Source organism: Enterococcus sp. DIV2371, from assembly GCF_050498525.1.
GTDB classification, from domain to species: Bacteria; Bacillota; Bacilli; order Lactobacillales; family Enterococcaceae; genus Enterococcus_B; species Enterococcus_B mangumiae.
This window is the reverse complement of record NZ_JBIPAJ010000001.1, coordinates 2,357,349-2,377,192: the sequence shown is the minus strand read 5'-3', so window position 1 is coordinate 2,377,192 and position 19,844 is coordinate 2,357,349. Positions and strand designations below refer to the sequence as shown.

Here is a 19,844-nt window from a genome sequence, read left to right as displayed (position 1 = left end):
TGGAGGAAGTTACTATGACAACATCTACATTAACCACACATTCATTTAAGGAAGCAATCAATCAACGGTTAGCTGAATATCAAGCATTAGCTTTAGATATCCATGACCATCCTGAAGTAAGCAACTACGAGTTTTATTCTTCAGACGCTTTGATCAAACAACTGGAAAAAGAAGGATTTTCTGTTACAAAAGATGTTGCTGGTCATCGAACAGGGTTTGATGCTCGATACAGTTCAGGAAAACCAGGACCGACGATTGCTTTTTTAGCAGAGTTTGACGCGTTACCAGGGATCGGTCATGCTTGTGGGCATAACTTATTTGGCACCTATTCTGTATTAGCCGCAAGTGTTTTACGGGACCGAATCGCTGAGATCGGTGGAGAGATCCGTGTCTATGGCACACCTGGAGAAGAGGGTGGCGAAAACGGCTCTGCAAAAGGAAGTTTTGTTCGAGAAGGCTTTTTTGAAGATGTAGATGCGGCTCTATGTGTCCATCCAGCTTACCGTTATGGTAAAACGACTGAATCATTAGCTAATGATCCGGTGGATATCAAGTTTCATGGCGTAGCTTCCCATGCTGCTGCAGCACCGGAAAAAGGAGTGAATGCTTTGGAAGCGTTGATCCAAGTCTTTAATGGTATCAATGCATTGCGCTTGCAACTGCCAAAAGACGTCAATATCCATGGCATCATCACCGATGGTGGTGTAGCTGCGAATGTGATCCCCGAATATGCCGCAGGACGATTTTACTTGCGAGCAAAAAATCGTCAGACATTGAATGAAGTGTATCAAAAAGTCGAAAATATTGTAAAAGGCGCGGCTTTAAGTACGGGAACAAGTTATGAATTTGGGTTATTCCAAAATTCTGTGGATGATGTGATCGTGACACCATCCTTTGATGAACTGTTTTTCAGTCATGCCAATACAGCGGGCGTACCTGATAAAGAAATCGAAACGAAAGAACAGACAAGTCTTGGTTCTTCTGATGTTGGGAACGTGAGCCATGTGATTCCGACGATCCAACCAACCGTGTCGATTTCTGATGAATATATCGCCGGTCACTCCGAAGAATTCAAAGCGGCTGCTCGCAGTAAAAAAGGGTTAGCTTCCATTGCGATTGCTGCTGAATTGTTGGCAAACACTGCTTTGGATCTATTTGAAAAGCCAGAATTGCTAGAGAAAATCAAACAGGAACATCAAGCAATCCTTGCAACGAAATAAGAGAAGATAGCTATTGGATGAACGTGAATCAAAACATTTGTAAAAAAACATTTAGATTGACAAATTGCAAAGATACATGTAAACTTCATGAAAGTTCACTTTTCATCCAGTAGTAGGTTTGGTGTTTTGTTCAGAAAGTCGGTGGTTGCTGCGAACCGATCAAGCCAAATTTATGAATTACAGGAAAAGTTTTAACAATTAAATCATTCAAATCAAAGTGAAAAACAGATCTGTTTTTAATTAAGGTGGTACCGCGGAGAAATTCGTCCTTAGTTGAAAACAGATCTTTTTGTATTTTTATTAGGGAGGAAACGCAAAATGAATTGTGGCGGAGTCATTCGATATCTACTCTTTTTTAAGACTTAAGTAACTTAAAAAAGGAGAATGGATATGGAAAAAATAAGAAAACCTAGCTTTATTGAAGCAGTAAGTGTATTAATAATTATCGTAGCAACGATTGCAATTGGAGTAGTAGGATTTAAGATTTCACCGAATATCGCGATTTTGATTGCCATTGGTATGGTGATGGTGTATGCAGTAGTGAAAAAGCATCCAACAGATATGTTGCATGAAGGAATCATCAACGGACTAAAACCGGGTATCATTCCGATCTTTATCTTTATTTTAGTCGGCGCATTGATCGCTGTTTGGATCCAAGCTGGTATCATTCCAACATTGATGGTCTATGGGTTTAAAATCATTAGCGTTCCTTGGTTTGTGCCATCAGTTTTTGTTGTGTGTGCGATCGTCGGAAGTGCAGTTGGGAGTGCCTTTACAGTCATGTCAACGATCGGGATCGCCTTTTTCGGAATCGGTACAACTTTGGGATTGAATCCAGCATTAGTAGTGGGTGCCATCGTGTCTGGGGCAGTTTTTGGAGATAAAATGTCGCCATTATCTGAATCGACCAATCTGGCAGCAGCAATCGTTGATGCCGACCTTTTCAAACATATTAAACATATGATGTGGTCAACGCTTCCCGCATTTTTTGTTTCTTTGGTTCTGTTTGCATTTCTAGGGCACACAGATAAAGGTGCGAGTTTGGCGGAAATCCAAAATGTGACCACGATTTTAGAAAACAACTTTACGATTTCGATCTGGTCATTACTACCTTTATTCTTGATGCTGATTTGTGCATGGAAAAAAGTGCCAGCAATCTTAACGATCCTATTGAATGTAGCTGTCGCCGTTGGAATGATCTTTATCCAGACACCAAGCACTTCATTTACACGCTTAGCAACAGTTCTTGAATCTGGTTTTCTTTCTGAGACTGGAAACGCACAAATCGATGCGTTACTTAGTCGTGGGGGGATCGAAAGTATGATGCCGACTGTTTCGTTGATTATTCTTACGCTTTCATTGGGTGGACTATTGATTGAATTCGGCTTGATCTCTACGGTGATGGAGGTCGTATCGAAAAAAATGACAACGACTCCTCGATTGATTTTTACGACACTGATGACAAGTATCGGTGTGAATTTGTTTATCGGCGAACAATTTTTATCGGTGATTCTACCAGGAAATGCCTTTAAAGAAACGTACAAGAAAGCAGGCCTTGATTCAACTGTTTTGAGTCGTACGTTAGAAGATGGAGGAACAGTCATCAACTACCTCATTCCTTGGGGCATTGCCGGCAGTTTTGTCGCCAGCACGTTTGGTATCCCAACCATGACTTACTTACCATTCGTCTTCTTCAGCTTGCTTTCTCCAGTCTTTTCAATGGTTAGTGCAATGACTGGACTAGGGATTGCTAAAAAGAAAGAAGAAAAGGAAAACTTGAGCGTTGTGAAGGATACGATGTAAAAAAATAAAATAAAAAACAGTCACCAGTATGATCAGGTGGCTGTTTTTTTGACAGGAATAATTATTTTTACCTCAATCCAAGCGATCAATCAATTCCTTCATTTCATCGATTTCTTTTTCTTGTGCTTCGATGATTTTTTCTGCTAACTTTTTGACCTCAGGATCTTCTAGATTGGCACGCTTACTTGTTAAAATAGCAATGGAGTGATGAGGGATCATTGCTTTCATCCATGCCACATCATCAACCGTCGTTTGACTACGGACCATGAACAACGAACCACCAAACACCAACAAGCTGATCGTTAAGATCATGATATTCAGCTTCTTATGTTCATACATTTTCCACATAAAAAGTAACATGATGATTGCCATGACAGCACCCATCATCAAGGCCATAAAGACCCTTGTCCGACTAAAGAAAAGATGGTCGATCGAATAAACATTTAGATACATCATCCCGAACATAATAACTGTTGAAACAATGATCATTAACAAAAATTTCCCGTACTTTTTCATAAATAAAACCCCTTTTTACTTTTTACAAGACTATCATCTCAGCAATAAATGCACAAAGCAAATGAAGTGCACACAAAAAATGAGCGAGCAGTTTTTTTGTTGATTTGCCTATAAAGAAGCCAGGACTATCAAAAGTCAAGTGACTGACTTTTGATAGTCCTGGCTCGTTCAAGGGGAAGTTTTAATCATATTTCAGCTGTTTAAATAGAAGAGAAGGGTTCATTATCTATGACAAAGACATCCTTTTTCTTTTGATAGCTAAAGAAAATACCAGCATATAGTAGAGCAGTTAGTACGGTCACACCGATTGAATTTGTCATTAGGATCCCTATCAAAATCAAGGTCAATGCAACTAAAGCAAATAGGTTGAAGCCTTTTGCTTTCCAAGTGCCTTTCTTTAAAGCCAAACGAAAGGCGGCTGCACTGATCATCAACCAGATCACCAGTACCGTATAAGAAAGGGAACCAGCTAAATAACTAAAGAGTTTATCACCAACGAAATAAGAAAGGATAACGCCAAGGTATAAAACACTTGTACAAAATAGTACAGCACGCTGCGGAACCGAATGCTTATTCAATTTTGCCAGCTTTTTAGCTGATCCTTTATTGTCTTTCAAACGGAAAAACAATAGCCGAGAAGAGGCGTAAACCCCCGAATTGATTGATGAAAATAGTGCCAAGACAATGACAAAATTCACGATATCACTAGCAAAAGGGATATTCATCTGTTCAAAAACTAAGACAAAAGGACTAACCGATGAACCAGCTAAAGTATTCCAAGGAAAAAGAATCAGTAATAAGAAAAGTGGAATAATATAGAAGGAAACGATTCGGCCCATAACGCCTTTGATTGCTTTAGGTATCGCTTTTTTAGGATCATCTGCTTCACTGACTGTGATTGCGATCAATTCTGATCCGCCATATGAATAGATGACTACAAGTAAAGAACTAACAACCCCTTTTAATCCGTGAGGAGTGAAACCACCGTGATCAGTCAGCTGACTTAATGTAGGAAAAATCCCAGTTCCCAGCATTTGTTGTCCAACGAGATAAAGACCAAAAAGAATCATTAAAACAATGACACTGATCTTCGCAAAAGCTAACCAATACTCTGTTTCAGCAAACAAACGAACGGAGTAAAGATTGATCAAAGTTGTTAAAATCGCCAAAAGTAAAATGAAAAACCAAGCGGGGACATGCGGAAACCATAATTGTAAAAATGATGCCGCCGCTACAGCTTCAGCGATGATATTGATCATCCACATCGAGTAATAGACCCAGTCAACGAAGTCTGCGGAATGATTGCCCAAGTAAGGACGAATCAAACCAGATAAACCATGTTGCGTATCGCCACCGTCTAAAACCAACTTACCTAGGCCACTCATGACAATAAATAAAATGCCGCCACCAATCAAAAAAGCAAATAAAACAGCAGGACCAGCGATACCAATGGCTTCTCCACTTCCTTTAAATAAACCAGCACCAATCGCGCCACCAAGGGCAAGCATGGTGATATGTCTGGAACTAAGTTGTTTTTTTAACTTTGTTTGTTCTGTACTTTCCATAAACATCCTCTTTTCTAAAACATGAATGAAAAAAATCAATCGGTCGTAAAATAATATTGTCTATCATAACAAATTATCTGACAATTACAACTATTCTGAAAACTTTTTTGTATCTTTTAATGAAAAAATCATAGAACTCTTATTTGTTTAGATAATTATTGTTATATTTCTATGGGAAATCACTTAAAACGAAAGCGTTTCATTCGCTTTTTCCTTTCATACAGGGCTATTATTAGAGGAAACCCATACTTAATCGGTTTGATTCAAGGAAGTATAAATAAGGAGTTGATGACTATGACCCAACACGAACGATTACTTGTAGCGAAAAATAAAGCATTATATTTTTTCCCATCTTTGCAAACGATGGATGTCATCTCAGCGAAAGATTTAATGGATGATTCATTTATGTCATCGTTCCAACAGCAACTCAAGCAATATAAACTAATTATCTTTTTAGATTATGGGTTTGATGTCGCATTTGCTTCTCGTATTCGGCCACACACACAGGCGAAGATCATTCTATTCTTTTGGAACCATTTTAAAGAAGAGCATCATCAGTTATTGAAGAAAGCGGAAGCAGAAACAGCAATTGATGACATTTTCCATTTCGATATTTTAGAAGCCAAAAAATTGGGAATCAAGCATAACAGTTCTTTTTATTCAAAAGACATGCCTTTGCCAAAAGCTGAAGTCACGACTGATTTATTTTTTGGAGCCACTGATAACGGCAGAAAACAACGAGCAGATGATTACCGATCAGCATTTGAACAGTTAGGTGTCTCAACCAATTTTTATATTTTACCAAGTCGTGGAAATGATCAAGAGGGATATTTGACCTATACAGAATACTTGCAAAAGACGAATGGTTCTAAAGGGATCTTGGAATTGTTGCGGGAAGGTCAAAGCGGTGTAACTTTAAGAACATTCGAATCAATTTTCTTCAATAAAAAATTAGTTACTGATAACAAAGCGATTTCTGGTTATCGTTTCTATAACCCACAAAATATCTTCTTATTGGGAGAAAGAAACTTGGAAGAACTTCCGGCGTTTTTAAGTAGCCCTTATCAAACCGTCGATCGCGAAATCATTGAATTTTTTGATGCGGAAAATTGGGTACAGCGCTTTGTTGATGTTGATCCTGAAGTATTTTCAATCTATGAGTACAGTGGTATTGAAGCACGTTAGATATGATATAGTAAAAGAAAACACTTCATTCAATAATCACGAAAAAAGGAGTTTCAGTATGAAATTACTTGCGGCGATCGATTCATTCAAAGGCAGTGCAACTTCAAAAGAACTCAACCAAGCAGTATTGGAAGGTTGGGGTGAGGCAGAACAAAAAATCAATCAACCAATTGCTGATGGCGGTGAAGGAACTGCTGAAGCCATTTACGCTACATTAGGTGGTGAGTGGCGAACACTTTCTTGTCCAGATTTACTTTTTCGGAAAAAAGAGTGCCGCTACTTGTTGACACAAAAAAAGAACCGTAAATTAGCGATCATTGAATCCACAGAAGTGATTGGCTTAGACTTGCTGACCAAACCCACCGATCAAACGATCCGACTAGCCTCTAGTTTTGGGTTAGGAGAGCTGATCAAAGATGCCTTGAATCAGTTCGTCGATGAGATCATTGTTACACTAGGCGGAAGTGGATGTTCTGACGGCGGCTTAGGTCTGTTACAGTCTTTAGGAGCCAAATTAAATGGTGTCACAGAAGGGAATCCTCTATTAACGATCAATGAACTCGACTTGTCGCAATTAATGAAAATCAATCAAACTGTGACGATTGCGGCAGATGTAACGAATCCTTATACTGGCGGACAAGGCGCTACCCAAATGTTTGGCAAACAAAAGGGCGGATCACCAGAGACATTAGCTTGTTTAGAAGAACAAGCAGAAAAAATCGTTGAACAAATCAAAATAAAGACAGCAATCGATTTGAATCAGCTAGCTGGCAGTGGTGCCGCTGGTGGGATCGGTGGCGCTTTAGCGATTGTCGGAGCCGAGATGAAATCGGGCTTCACGCTTGTTTCTGAATTAGTCGACTTAGAAGCTAAAATCAAAGAGTCAGAAATCGTGATCACAGGAGAAGGCCGAATCGATCAACAAACGATCCATGGAAAAGTGCCATACGGTGTAGCATTGCTCGCTAAAAAACACGGCAAAAAAATCGTGGCGATCTGCGGAAGCCGTGAGAAAGAATTAGGTGAACTAGCGTCGGTTCTTCCCAGTGTATTTAGTATTCAGACAGGCCCGATCTCTCTTGAAAAAGCATTGGATCATCAGGAAACATTAGAAAGCGCCAGATTACTCTCACAAGCAATCAGCGGAATATTTCGATGATCTACCAGTTGACAGTCTTAAATCGTCTGTGGTAATCTAATGGCAAATAAAGACAAAGTGAGGGATCCGCGCATTGAAAAACTAAGTCAATTGTTTGAAGCTGCATTTTAACTATACCTTGTTCGATCAAGGGCGTAGTATGCAGATTTTCAGAATTGGCTAGTTTCAATGAGTGGGTCTCTTTTTTGTACTCATCTTCTTTGACCAGTTCTGAAAATAGGACTGGTCTTTTTTATAACGAGGTGAAGATAAATGTCTAAAATCGAAATAAAACAATTAACATTTGGCTATGATAGCCAAGAAAATATGCTATTCGATCAAGCTGAGCTAAATATTGATACGACATGGAAACTAGGGCTGATTGGTCGAAACGGTCGAGGGAAAACAACCTTACTGAACATTTTACAAAACAAATTACCCTATCAGGGACAAGTGATCCATCAACAAGAATTTGTTTATTTTCCGCAACAGGTAAAGGAAACAAACCAACTGACCTATGATGTCTTGTTAGAACTCTCAAACTGTGAGCTGTGGGAGATCGAACGTGAATTGATGTTGATGCAAACTGATCCCGAAATACTCTGGCGGCCGTATGCGTCCTTATCTGGTGGAGAAAAAACAAAAGTATTACTTGCGCTCTTGTTTACGGATGATCAACATTTCCCACTGATCGATGAACCAACGAATCACCTCGATGTCCTTGGTCGCCGTCAAGTAGCAGAATACTTGCATAAGAAAAAACAAGGCTTTATCGTTGTCAGTCATGATCGCCAGTTTATCGACGAAGTTGTCGATCATATTTTGGTCATCGAAAAAAGTCAGTTAGAAATCTATCAAGGAAACTATTCGATCTATGAAGAACAAAAGCGTAGAAAAGACGAATTTGAATTAGCTCAAAATCAAAAAATCAAAAAAGAAGTCACTCGCTTGAAGAAAACGGCAGCTGAAAAAGCTGAGTGGTCACGTTCACGTGAAGGAGATAAAACAAAAAAACGTGTCGGTTTTATTGATACCGAAGCACGGCGAGTCGACCGTGGCTCAATCGGAGCGGATGCTGCACGGACAATGAAACGATCCAAGGCGATCGTGAATCGTATGGAGAACCAAATTAGCGAGAAAGAAAAATTATTAAAAGATTTAGAGTATATCGATCCATTGAATATGTTTCCGAATCAGTCTCATCATAAACGCTTATTGACCGTGGAAAATCTACAGCTTGGTTATGAAGAGATGCTTTTTGAACCCGTTAGCTTTAGTATCGAGCAGCAACAATGTATCGCAATAACTGGGCCTAATGGTAGTGGGAAATCGTCGATCATCCAGTATTTATTAGGAGACTTTAACGGTCAAGCTAAGGGAGAAGTCCTGCGTCCAGCAACAGTTAGTATCAGTTACGTTCGTCAAAACTATGAAGATAATACCGGTACATTAACAAGCTTTGCACAAAACCATCAGCTAGACCTTGAACTCTTTTTAAATAATCTACGTAAATTAGGAATGGAAAGAGACGTATTCCATACGCGCATTGAAAACATGAGTATGGGTCAAAGAAAAAAAGTCGAATTAGCCAAATCATTTGCGCAATCCACTGATCTTTACATTTGGGATGAGCCATTGAATTATTTAGATGTCTTCAATCAAGAACAAATCGAACAATTATTATTGCAAGTCAAACCAGCGATGTTGATCGTCGACCATGATCAGCGATTTTTAGAAAAAGTTGCTACGCAAAGGATCGACTTACAAAGAATAAAATAAAGATACTATTAAATAACTGGTACTAGCTTAACCGAGACCGATTCTAAGCGGATGGTTCATTTCAATCGGGATTGTATGATAGAATTGAATGAGCATAAAACAAAGGAGAGTTATTTAATGTTATATATCACTAGACACGGAGAAACAACTTGGAATGCTCAAGGGTTAGTTTGTGGTCATGCAGATATCGAATTAACTGAAAAAGGCAAACAACAAGCAGAAAAACTTGCTGAGAAAGTGGCAGGATTGGAAGTGCCGATCACAAAAATCATTCATTCCCCTTTACAACGCGCGCGCGATACTGCGCAAGCGGTAGCAAAAAAAGTCAATCTACCAATGACAGTGGATGATCGTTTGATCGAGATGGACTTTGGCGATTACGACGGACGTCCTAGCGAAGACAAAGACTTTCAAGAAGCTCGCCAAAATTTTGCAGTACGGTTCCCAAACGGGGAATCGGTTTTAGATGTATATGCACGGATCACACCGTTACTAAAAGAGTGCTTAGAAGACGAGGAAAATGTTTACTTGCTTGTCTGCCATAATGCACTGATCCGAATCATCAATGCGTATTTTCACCCTATGCCGAATGATACATTCTTTGACTTTTTTGTTGATAATACGGAACTGGTTACCTTTGAATAGCTGTAATTTATCAGGGATGTAACAAAATAACTAGAGAATGTTATCGTAAAACTTTTTTCTAAAATAATTTATTTTTTCTTTCCATGAAGATTATTTCACATAAGTACGCTTTCATGGTATAATTCCATAGGAATACAAAAAGAGAGGAAGAAATTTCATGCTATCAAAAAAATTATCTTTATTAGGTTTAACTGCAACAGCACTTTTGGCTTTAGGAGCGTGTGGTGCTGACAACAATGATTCATCTAATTCTAGCTCAGCTTCATCAACAACAGAAGTAAGTACAACAGAAAGCTCAGCAGATGTTGTATCAACTGCTTCAATCAGTGATGACCCAACTGTTTTAGAAAAAGCAATGTCAGCTGACGGCAACTGGATCGTTGCAGCAACAGGTGATGTGACATTCTCAAACGATGTAACAATCGCGGGTGAATTCCATGACAAAGACGATGCAAGTGCAGACATCTACCGTAAAATCGCATTGTACTCACAAGACGATGACCGTAACGTAACAGCTGAATACACAGTGACTGTTCCGACATTGATCGTTGAATCAGAAAACACAAATATCGTTCACGGAACAATCAAAGGTGACGTACTAGTTAAAGCAAATGGCTTTGTATTAGACGGAGCAAAAGTTGAAGGTAACGTAACATTTGAAAAACAAGAATACCAAGATTCAGCAAAACTTGACGAAAACGACGCATCAGTAACAGGCGACGTAACAGTTAGCGAATAATCAGATTGTAATAAAGACATCTAAAGCAGAAATCCTTCTGTTTTAGATGTCTTTTTTTATTAAAAAACATTTGATATCAATCCTAGCGATACGAACTTATGAATCGTGAGAAAGATTACATAAAAACGATTCAGTAGAAAAGACGTACATAACTAAAAAGAGGATAACTCGATGCTAGAAAATAATATGGAGTAAAAGATGCTTTTAAATAAAGGAGGATATATGAAGAAACGGGTTTGGCTAGTTGTATTAGTGGTCATTATCTTAGGAGGAATCGGTGGGAAGATGTATATGGATAAAAGGGAAGAAGATCTCCAAGAATTGCTGGATATACAGAAAGATCTGGCGAATTATGTGTACAATAACTATCGAATTTATACGAGAGATAGTGAGAAACAAGAGGAAATCGTAGAGGAATATCAAAAAGAAGGAGGAATAACGACGGAAGAATATTTAGAAAAAATGTTGAGTATCAGAGAGTATTCAGATATTGAAAAGATAGAATTTACTGGATATTCTATTGACCCGATGAATTCATTAATTATCTATTTCACAGTAAATGATGTTTATCAAGAAGAAGTATGGTTAGACACAAGATCTGCAGAAACAGATAAGTTTATTTACAGAATAACTAGTGGCAGAGGTCAAGGACCTTATTTTATTAATGAAATAAAGGAAGAAAAAGGGATTGATATCTTAGATGATCAAATTGTTTATTATACAGGAGGAATAAATTAATGGATCAAAATAGATACTTATCTAAATTTATATATCAATTAGAAAGTGGCAAGGTAAATTATGGCGATAAACCTCTTGGAACAAACCATATCGTTATAGGAACTTTAAATACAGATAAAGACAAAATCGGCAATGAATCTAAACCAAAGAAAAATAGTACACAAGCAATGGTTGTTGCTGAACTTAAGGATCGTTATAAGGCACTTGATAATGAAGATCTAAAGAAAATCAAAGGCTTTCCCGACTCCGTCATCACCAAAAAACTTACGATTGCTTATGCTGGCACGACTTCGGTCAAAGATTGGCATACAAACTTCGTGGAAATTTGGGAGAACAATAAACACTCAAATGGAGTATTTTTCTTCACCTTGAACTATGTCGCCAAATTGAAAAGCATTACCCAAAGTTAGAGGGGGGATACGATTTTAACGACATGGTGATAAGTAGGTGGAGCTAAAGCACACTTCTTGTTGCAATAATCAAAGGCAATGACAAAGTACTTACTGAAATAATTAATTTTTATCGTGGCCATACATAACTATCAAAATCAGAGTGTTCAATAAAAAAGATTATATCTAACATAAAAAAATTCCAGAGTAAGTAAGGAGCTTATTCTGATTATATAAAAAACTAAATGAAGTCTGAAAGGAGGATATATGAAAAAACGGCTTATGCTAGGTGTGTTAGTGGTCATAATCTTAGGAGGAATCGGAGGAAAGATATATATTGATAAAAGAGAAGAAGACCGCCAAGAATTGCTGGAAATACAGAAAGATTTGGCGAATTATGTGTACAATAACTATCGGTTATATACGACGAATGATAAGGAAACTGATAGATTTACACAACAATATAGTAATGGAGATCTGACAACAGAAGAATATGTAGAAAAAGTTGTCAATGTTAGGAAATATATTGATATAAACAAAATAACATTTACTGGATATTCTATTGACCCAATGAATTCATTAATTATCTATTTCACAGTAAATGATGTCTATCGAGAAGAAGTATGGTTAGATACGAAATCTGCAGAAACAGATAAGTTTATTTACAGAATAACTAGTAGCAGAGGTAAAGGACCATATTTTATTGATGAAAGAAAGGAAGAAAAAAAACTAGATATCTCAGATGATCAAATTGTTTATTATACAGGAGGAATAAATTAATGGATCAAAATAGATACTTATCTAAATTTATATATCAATTAGAAAGTGGCAATGTACATTATGGCGATAGACCTCTTGGAACAAACCATATCGTTATAGGAACTTTAAATACAGATAAAGCCAAAATCGGTAATGAATCTCGATCAAAGAAAAATAGTACGCAAGCAATGGTAGTAGCAGAAATTAAAGAAGAATTCAAAAAACTTAATGATAATGAATTAAGAAAATTATCTGGCTTCCCCGACTCCGTCGTTACCCAAAGTTAGAGTATTATACGATTTCATCGACAGGGTACTCAGTAGGTGGAGCTAAGCACACTTCTTGTCGCAACAATCAAAGGCAATGACAAAGTACTTACTAAAATAATTAATTTTTATGTGGCCATACATAACTATAAAAAGAGTTATATCTAACATAAAAAAATTCCAGAATAAGTAAGAAGCTTATTCTGATCATATATAAAACTAAATGAAATCTGAAAGGAAGATATATGAAGAAATGGCATTGGCTAGGTGTGTTAGTAATCATTATTTTAGGAGGAATCGGAGGGAAGATGCAGATGGATAAAAGAGAAGAAGATCGCCAAGAATTGCTGGAAATACAGAAAGATTTGGCGAATTATGTGTATAACAATTATTGGCTCTATATAAACAACCGGGAGAAAGAAGAAGAAGTCTTCAGGAAATATGACTATGGACAAGGAGAAATGACAACGGAAGAATACTTGAAAGCATTATTGGAGGTCAGAGAGTATTCTGCGATAACTAAAATTGAGTTTACGGGTTATTCGGTCAGCCCAATGAATTTCTTGACCATTTATTTCACAGTAAATGGAGTATATGAGGAGGAGGTAAGTTTAAGTACTATTTCTGCAGAAATAAATAAACCTATATACATGATTTCTGATAGTACTGGAAATGGTCCTTATTATATAACAAAAAGAAAAGAAAAAATAAATTCGATTCTGGCAGATGAGCAAATTGTCTATTACGAGGGAGGGATAGATTGATGGAACCAAATAGGTGGCTATCTGACTCTGTATATGAAGTTGAACATGGATTAATAAAAGTAAATCATCTAGTAAAAGAAATCCCCTATATAGTTATAAACACAGTAGATACAAATAAAGACAAAATCGGCAATGAATCTAAGCCAAAGAAAAATAGTATGCAAGCAATGGTAGTTGCTAAAATAAAAGAGGAATATCTTGGTTATACTGAACAGCAATTAAGAAAAGTACCTGGTTTCCCCGACTCCGTCATCACCAAAAACCTTACGATTGCCTATGCTGGCACGACTTCGCTCAAAGATTGGCATACAAACCTTGAGGAAATTGGTCGAAGTAATAAACATCCAGATGGAGCATTTTTTTCCGCTTTGAACTATGCCCGTGAAATTGAAAAGCAGTATCCTAAGTCAGAGGGGTACACGATCTCAACGACGGGGCACTCATTAGGTGGAGCTAAAGCACTTTTTGTCGCAGGACTCAATGGTTATGACAGCGTGACGTACGGTGCGGCAGGACCAGGGCTTGCGCTAGCATTATTGGATAATCATCCCGGTACTTTGATCAATATCTACGACACCTCGGATGTTGTCACGAGTGGGATTTTGACTGGTGGGAAAGGGATGCTTCAAATCAATAGTATTGGAATCGATAATTCGGGCTGGGAAACATTTGGCCATTCGCTGGACCAATTCAAAACTGATGAAGAGGGAAATTATATCGATAAGCATGGCCAGATCATCGTATACGTCGATGCCAATGGAGATATCTTATTAGCCCCAACTTTGTGGCAACAAACACTTTTAAAAAACGAAGCAAGGATCAAACTACTAGCAGTCAGTGGCGAGCATACGCTAGATGAAATCAAGCGTTTGAAAGAAGAAAATGAGTGGCTTAAAGTTCAAATCAAAGAATTCTTGACATTACAAGAGTTACGGCAGAAGCTGACTGGAAGTGGCGGCGGGCTTTCTCAATCAGAAAAAATTTATTTAGAGGATAGTCAAGCGTTGGCTGTAGTGCGGACCGCAGCAAGTAAATTTGATGAGGCGATGGTTAATGTTCGCGTGATTTACCAAAACGGGATCACGGAGTTGGAAGAGTTGTGGAATGACTGGTTGGGAAGAATACGCAATTATACGCCCCATTTGACGTATAACGAGGTAATTGAAACATTAGCCGAAGTTGATTGTACAAAATGGGAGATCGTCGATGAGCCAACCCAGGAATTTAGGGATAAAATCCGCCAGATCGATCAGCTGTCGGAACAGTTTCAATCGCTTGCTGATGAAATTACCCAAAAAATCAATGAGATGGTGGCACGTGACAAAGAATTAGCGAATCAATTGTTTGGCGTATAAAAGGAGGAGAGGAAAATTGAGTAAGGAAATACAGCTTTATGAAACATATCAAGCAACGAAACGAAGATTATCAGAGCAAGAAGAAGTATTGGTTACAACAGAAAGAAAAGTCCATGAGCTAGCAGAAGTGACTTATAAAGATCTCCGATTGATTTTACAATCTTTTTCTGAACCACAAGAGGCGCTAAATTATGGTCGTATCATGATTTCTCGTTTAGAAGAGGATCTGGCGACGGAATTGATCCATCAGCGAAAAAAAATCCAGCTTGATTTAGAAGATAATGAGCAGAGCTATCGTAAGAAACTGGCGCAATTGAATTAAAAGAATGGAGGTCTTGAGATGTTTGAAATGATTGATCAATGGTGGGAGAATTATCAGAAAGATATGGAGAAATACCTAACTCGTTCACTTGGAATCGCACTGAAAAGTGAGAAGGGGGGCAGAAGGAGAAGCGTAAATCAATCTGGAAAGAACGAAACCAATAGAGCAAAACGCACGATTTCTTCAGCAAATAAGGGATTGAAGGAGGCGCTTAAAGGGCAATTCGGCGACAAAGTGTCGTTAGCTTTGGATGAACAAGAAAAAGCGTTAGACAAGGGTTAGTCAAAGAAATACAATCATCTTATAATTACATAAACTGAAAAAGGATTCTATTAGAAATAATCAACTGAATAATCGATCAAAGAGGTTGTGACAGAAGTGTCGAACTCTGAGAAATAAGCCGAGAAACCCGAAAATTGTTCTTCAAATTTTTGGGTTTCTCGGCTTATTTCTGAAGGAGTTGCTTCTGGAAAACCATTTATTCGTTTTTAAGGTTAGAATCAAAAATGAATTTTATTTTTGTTCCAGACACTTTTTTTGTGTGGAATTGTTATAGGATCTCGTTGGATAGTCTTTATTTTTTACACTCGAAAGAAATAAAATTTAACATATTTTATATTTAGGTTGAAAAATCATTTCACAAGAAGTATAATCAGTTTATAAATGAATGCGGATACATGAATGGGGGGGAGTACATGTTTGGATTTTCTGTATTTATGAATCAAGAAATGTCTGATGAAACGAAAGTGTATATCCATGAGATGGCGGAGAAAGGATTTATCGGTATTTTTACCTCGATGCATATTCCAGAAGATGATGCTTCAGCATATAAAAGGCGTTTGACGGAACTTGGAAAAGTAGCGAAATCACACGGATTGGAATTGATGGTCGATATATCGGGGAAGGCATTAGAGTTGGCAGGTTTCTCCTTAGAAAATCTTGCGCCACTAAAAGAGATTGGTGTGACAGGTCTGCGGATGGATTATCATCTATCGAATGAGCAGATTGCGAAGTGGTCGCATCAATTAAAAATCAGTTTGAATGCAAGTACGATCACTGAACAAGATGTGCAAGAGTTAAAAGAAGCGGGTGCTGATTTTAATCAGATGGAAGCTTGGCACAATTATTATCCACGTCCGGAAACAGGTTTGGACAAATCTTGGTACAAGCGAAAAAATCAATGGTTAGTAGAGCAAGGATTTACAGTCCAAGGCTTTGTACCTGGTGATGAGGTGTTGAGAGGACCGCTATACAAAGGACTTCCGACGTTAGAAGAGCATCGTAATCAACATCCTTTAGCAGCCGCACTAGACTTGGCTTCATGCGGAACAGATCTGATCTATATTGGGGACGGCGGACTTTCACTGACTGTGCGCGAACAATTTGCCTATTATCAAGAAACAGGCGGTATCTTATTGCATGTCGCATTGTTGGATACACAATTTGGACCAACCATTTTAGGCACACATACGAATCGACAAGATGAAGCTAAATCAGTCGTGCGTAGCGCGGATGCTCGATTTAAGGAAATTCCTCATATTCCTGTTCGTCAAACTGATGAGCGGATAAAGGGGACGATCACGTTAGATAATGAAAGGTATCTGCGCTACATGGGAGAAATCCAATTGATGAAAGAAGATTTACCAGCAGATGAAAAGGTCAATTGTGTGGCACGAGTGATCTCGGCTGATTTACCATTGATCCAACATATCCACGCAGGGACGATCTATAAATTTATATGTAAAGAAGGAATTGAGAAATGAATATCGATTTAGATAAATTAACAACAGAATGTAGAAATCAAAAAACATTTGGCTTAGATGAAATGAGTGTTGCAGAAGCGGCTCGTTTAATGAATCAAGAAGACCACGAAGTTGCTAAGGCAGTCGCAAAAGAATTACCAAGTATTGAACCAGTGATTGAAGCAGCGATTGCTTCTTTTAAAAAAGAGGGGCGCTTGATTTATATGGGTGCTGGGACAAGCGGTCGATTAGGCGTATTGGATGCTGCGGAGTGTGTACCAACGTTTGGCGTTTCACCTGAAATGGTCGTTGGTTTGATTGCAGGTGGCGAAGCGGCTATGACTGTCGCAGTTGAAGGCGCTGAAGATTCACTTGAATTAGGGAAAGAAGATTTGATCCGGTTGAACTTAACGGAAAATGATTTAGTCGTAGGTATCGCTGCTAGTGGTCGTACGCCTTATGTGATTGGCGGGCTAGATTATGCCCGTTCGATTGGTGCAAAAACAGCGACGATTTCTTGTAACAAAGAGGCTGAAATCAGTCAACATGCTGATTTTCCGATTGAAGTGGATGCCGGACCAGAATTTTTAACAGGTTCGACACGTTTGAAATCTGGAACTGCTCAGAAATTGATTTTGAATATGATTTCTACAATCAGTATGATCGGTATCGGAAAAGTATTCAATAATCTCATGGTCGACGTTAAGCCAACAAATGAAAAATTAGTCGAACGTTCGAAACGGATCATCATGGAAGCGACAGAAGCGGATTATGAAACAGCGGAAAAATACTTTCATGAAGCGGAACAAAATGTTAAACTAGCCATCGTTATGTTATTGACGAATAGTGACAAAGAAACAGCAAAAAGAAAACTAGCTGAGGCAGACGGCTTTGTAAAACGAACGTTGTAAGGGGGAAGTGGAAATGGGAAAAAATGAATTGACTTTAGCAGAACTGGCAAAACAAATTTATGCTGGAGCAGGTGGGATGGACAATGTAGACAGCGTTGTCCATTGTATGACCCGAGTTCGCATGAAGATCATCGATGAATCGCTTGTTGATGTATCAGAGTTGAAAGCGATACCAGGAGTGCTGGGAGTAGTAGAGGATGAACAGTTACAAGTGATCATCGGACCGGGAAAAGTGAACAAAGTCGCACAAGAAATGGTGGATCAAGCTGGTGTAAAATTAGGAGAAAAAATCCCTGGAACCCCTGATTCTTCTGTTGGCTTATCAGGGAAAGACAAAGTCAATGAACGGGCGCAAGCGATGAAAAATGCGCAAAAATCAAAACAGAAGCCATCGAAAATCAAATCAGTTTTAAAAGATATCTCTAATATATTTGTCCCAATGATCCCAGCTTTCGTTGGTACAGGGATCGTTGCGGGGATTGCTGCGGTATTGACCAATCTCGTAACAGCTGGAACAATTGATGGTGCGACTTGGCAACAGTACATCGATATCATGAACATTCTTAAAAACGGGATGTTTAGTTATCTTGTCATTTACACTGGGATCAATGCGGCTCAAGTATTTGGCGCAACTCCTACGCTTGGTGGTGTCATCGGTGCGGTTGTTATGTTGTTGGGAATGAATCCAGAAGCGCCTTTAACGAACTTATTCACTGGTCAGCCCTTAGCTGCGGGACAAGGTGGTATCCTTGGAGTGATTTTTGCGGTTTGGTTGCTTTCGATCGTCGAAAAGAAATTGCACCAAATCGTTCCCGATGCGGTAGATATCATTGTCACACCAACCCTTTCATTGATCGTGATTGGTTTGATCGAGATATTCTTGATCATGCCATTAGCAGGCTTTATCTCAGATGGCATGGTTGGTGGAATCAATTGGGTACTTAGCGTGGGCGGAGCCTTTTCCGGATTTGTGTTAGGTACATTGTTCCTACCAATGGTGATGTTTGGTTTGCATCAGATTTTAACTCCGATCCATGCACAGATGATCGATCAAACAGGCTATACATTACTATTACCTATTTTGGCGATGGCAGGTGCAGGACAAGTTGGGGCAGCTTTAGCATTATGGGTTAGATGTAAAAAAGACAAAGAATTGACTGAGATGATCAAAGGGGCTTTGCCTGTTGGGATTTTAGGAATCGGTGAACCGTTGATCTACGGTGTAACGTTACCTTTAGGCCGTCCGTTTATCACTGCTTGTATCGGAGGCGGTATCGGTGGTGCGGTGATCGGTTTGATCGGAAATATTGGTGCGATTGCCATTGGCCCTTCTGGTGCAGCGTTGATTCCTTTGATTTCAAATGGCAAATGGTTTGGCTACGTTCTTGGGTTATTGGCCGCTTATGCTGGCGGATTTTTAGCTACTTTCTTTTTCGGTATTCCAAAAGAACAATTGCTGAAAGAAGAAATCGCAGAAGAAACTTCTGATTATGTCGAATCTTCGACTGTTTTGCCTAGTCAAACACAAGCAGTTCAACTATATGCAGTAGCGGACGGTACGGTGCAACCAATCGAACAGGCGAGTGATCCTGTTTTTGCTCAAAAGATGATGGGAGAAGGTTATTTCGTTGAACCGATCAACGGTCAGATCTATGCCCCAACTTCAGGGGTCATCAGCTCGATTTTCCCAACGAAACATGCCATCGGATTGACCACTTCTGATGGGTTAGAGATCTTGGTGCATATGGGCATCAATACGGTTGAATTAGGTGGAGTCCCATTCGATATAAAAGTGAGTGAAGGACAGACTGTCACAAAAGATACGTTGTTAGCCGAAGTTGATCTAGCTGCGATCAAAGATGCCGGAAAAGAAACCGCTATGATGGTTCTATTGACTAATATGGAACATGTCCATACGTTTGTTTTGACACATACAGGTGAAGCAAAAGCAAAAACACCAGTAATGGATGTTGAAAGTGTGAAATAACAAAAAGCGCAAAATCCTTTC

20 protein-coding genes are annotated in these 19,844 nt (G+C 38.7%); 18 read left to right on the top strand and 2 right to left on the bottom strand.

The genetic code is table 11. The annotated features are described in order from the left end of the window. Positions 1-14: 14 nt before the first annotated feature. Together IGL24_RS11100 and nhaC are read left to right on the top strand one after the other, a co-directional pair. Positions 15-1,220: a M20 family metallopeptidase gene (locus IGL24_RS11100; RefSeq protein WP_207115901.1), complete on the top strand. Its 1,206-nt coding sequence runs from the start codon at positions 15-17 to the stop codon at positions 1,218-1,220. Between the two features lie 390 nt (positions 1,221-1,610). After that, complete coding sequence (nhaC, locus tag IGL24_RS11095; RefSeq protein ID WP_207699995.1) at positions 1,611-3,023, top strand: Na+/H+ antiporter NhaC; 1,413 nt, start codon at positions 1,611-1,613, stop codon at positions 3,021-3,023. Between the two features lie 72 nt (positions 3,024-3,095). On the opposite strand, the gene IGL24_RS11090 is transcribed toward nhaC, so the two are convergent. Together IGL24_RS11090 and IGL24_RS11085 are read right to left on the bottom strand one after the other, a co-directional pair. Further along, complete coding sequence (locus IGL24_RS11090; RefSeq protein WP_206854022.1) at positions 3,096-3,539, bottom strand: DUF305 domain-containing protein; 444 nt, start codon at positions 3,537-3,539, stop codon at positions 3,096-3,098. A gap of 200 nt (positions 3,540-3,739) precedes the next feature. Further along, complete coding sequence (locus IGL24_RS11085; protein ID WP_206854020.1) at positions 3,740-5,104, bottom strand: amino acid permease; 1,365 nt, start codon at positions 5,102-5,104, stop codon at positions 3,740-3,742. Positions 5,105-5,398: 294 nt separating this feature from the next. On the opposite strand from IGL24_RS11085, the gene IGL24_RS11080 reads away from it, so the two are divergent. The 16 genes from IGL24_RS11080 (at position 5,399) to IGL24_RS11005 (ending at position 19,823) form a co-directional block, all read left to right on the top strand. Beyond that, complete coding sequence (locus IGL24_RS11080) at positions 5,399-6,289, top strand: oligosaccharide biosynthesis protein Alg14 (protein ID WP_207115900.1); 891 nt, start codon at positions 5,399-5,401, stop codon at positions 6,287-6,289. A gap of 58 nt (positions 6,290-6,347) precedes the next feature. Beyond that, a complete protein-coding gene (locus IGL24_RS11075; protein WP_207115899.1) occupies positions 6,348-7,448 on the top strand; it encodes a glycerate kinase family protein in 1,101 nt (366 codons plus the stop codon). A 252-nt stretch (positions 7,449-7,700) separates the two neighbouring features. Then, complete coding sequence (locus IGL24_RS11070) at positions 7,701-9,206, top strand: Lsa family ABC-F type ribosomal protection protein (RefSeq protein ID WP_207115898.1); 1,506 nt, start codon at positions 7,701-7,703, stop codon at positions 9,204-9,206. Between the two features lie 117 nt (positions 9,207-9,323). After that, positions 9,324-9,851, top strand: a complete 528-nt coding sequence (locus IGL24_RS11065) for a histidine phosphatase family protein (protein WP_206854011.1) — start codon at positions 9,324-9,326, stop codon at positions 9,849-9,851. 157 nt (positions 9,852-10,008) lie between these two features. After that, a complete protein-coding gene (locus IGL24_RS11060) occupies positions 10,009-10,590 on the top strand; it encodes a polymer-forming cytoskeletal protein (RefSeq protein ID WP_206854009.1) in 582 nt (193 codons plus the stop codon). A 198-nt stretch (positions 10,591-10,788) separates the two neighbouring features. Beyond that, a complete protein-coding gene (locus IGL24_RS11055) occupies positions 10,789-11,328 on the top strand; it encodes a hypothetical protein (RefSeq protein ID WP_347401522.1) in 540 nt (179 codons plus the stop codon). Further along, positions 11,328-11,738 carry a hypothetical protein gene (locus IGL24_RS11050; RefSeq protein WP_207115897.1) on the top strand — a complete coding sequence of 137 codons (411 nt, stop codon included), beginning with the start codon at positions 11,328-11,330 and terminating at the stop codon, positions 11,736-11,738. The genes IGL24_RS11055 and IGL24_RS11050 overlap by 1 nt, the downstream gene beginning before the upstream one ends. Before the next feature lie 246 nt (positions 11,739-11,984). Continuing rightward, positions 11,985-12,497, top strand: a complete 513-nt coding sequence (locus IGL24_RS11045) for a hypothetical protein (protein ID WP_207115896.1) — start codon at positions 11,985-11,987, stop codon at positions 12,495-12,497. Then, positions 12,497-12,763 carry a hypothetical protein gene (locus IGL24_RS11040; RefSeq protein ID WP_207115895.1) on the top strand — a complete coding sequence of 89 codons (267 nt, stop codon included), beginning with the start codon at positions 12,497-12,499 and terminating at the stop codon, positions 12,761-12,763. Before IGL24_RS11045 ends, IGL24_RS11040 begins: the two co-directional genes overlap by 1 nt. 224 nt (positions 12,764-12,987) lie before the next feature. Beyond that, entirely contained in the window at positions 12,988-13,506 is a 519-nt protein-coding gene (locus IGL24_RS11035) for a hypothetical protein (protein ID WP_429966333.1), read from the top strand. Beyond that, complete coding sequence (locus IGL24_RS11030; RefSeq protein ID WP_207115893.1) at positions 13,506-14,861, top strand: lipase family protein; 1,356 nt, start codon at positions 13,506-13,508, stop codon at positions 14,859-14,861. The genes IGL24_RS11035 and IGL24_RS11030 overlap by 1 nt, the downstream gene beginning before the upstream one ends. A 16-nt stretch (positions 14,862-14,877) precedes the next feature. Next, the gene (locus tag IGL24_RS11025; protein ID WP_207115892.1) at positions 14,878-15,183 is read left to right on the top strand and encodes a hypothetical protein; all 306 of its coding nucleotides are present in this window, start codon (positions 14,878-14,880) and stop codon (positions 15,181-15,183) included. 18 nt (positions 15,184-15,201) lie between these two features. Continuing rightward, positions 15,202-15,465, top strand: coding sequence for a hypothetical protein (locus IGL24_RS11020; protein ID WP_207115891.1), 264 nt, complete (start codon positions 15,202-15,204; stop codon positions 15,463-15,465). A 413-nt stretch (positions 15,466-15,878) separates the two neighbouring features. Then, positions 15,879-16,946, top strand: a complete 1,068-nt coding sequence (locus IGL24_RS11015) for a DUF871 domain-containing protein (RefSeq protein WP_207115890.1) — start codon at positions 15,879-15,881, stop codon at positions 16,944-16,946. After that, a complete protein-coding gene (murQ, locus tag IGL24_RS11010; RefSeq protein WP_206853989.1) occupies positions 16,943-17,836 on the top strand; it encodes an N-acetylmuramic acid 6-phosphate etherase in 894 nt (297 codons plus the stop codon). The genes IGL24_RS11015 and murQ overlap by 4 nt, the downstream gene beginning before the upstream one ends. Before the next feature lie 13 nt (positions 17,837-17,849). Next, entirely contained in the window at positions 17,850-19,823 is a 1,974-nt protein-coding gene (locus IGL24_RS11005; protein WP_207700317.1) for a glucose PTS transporter subunit IIA, read from the top strand. Positions 19,824-19,844: the final 21 nt, after the last annotated feature.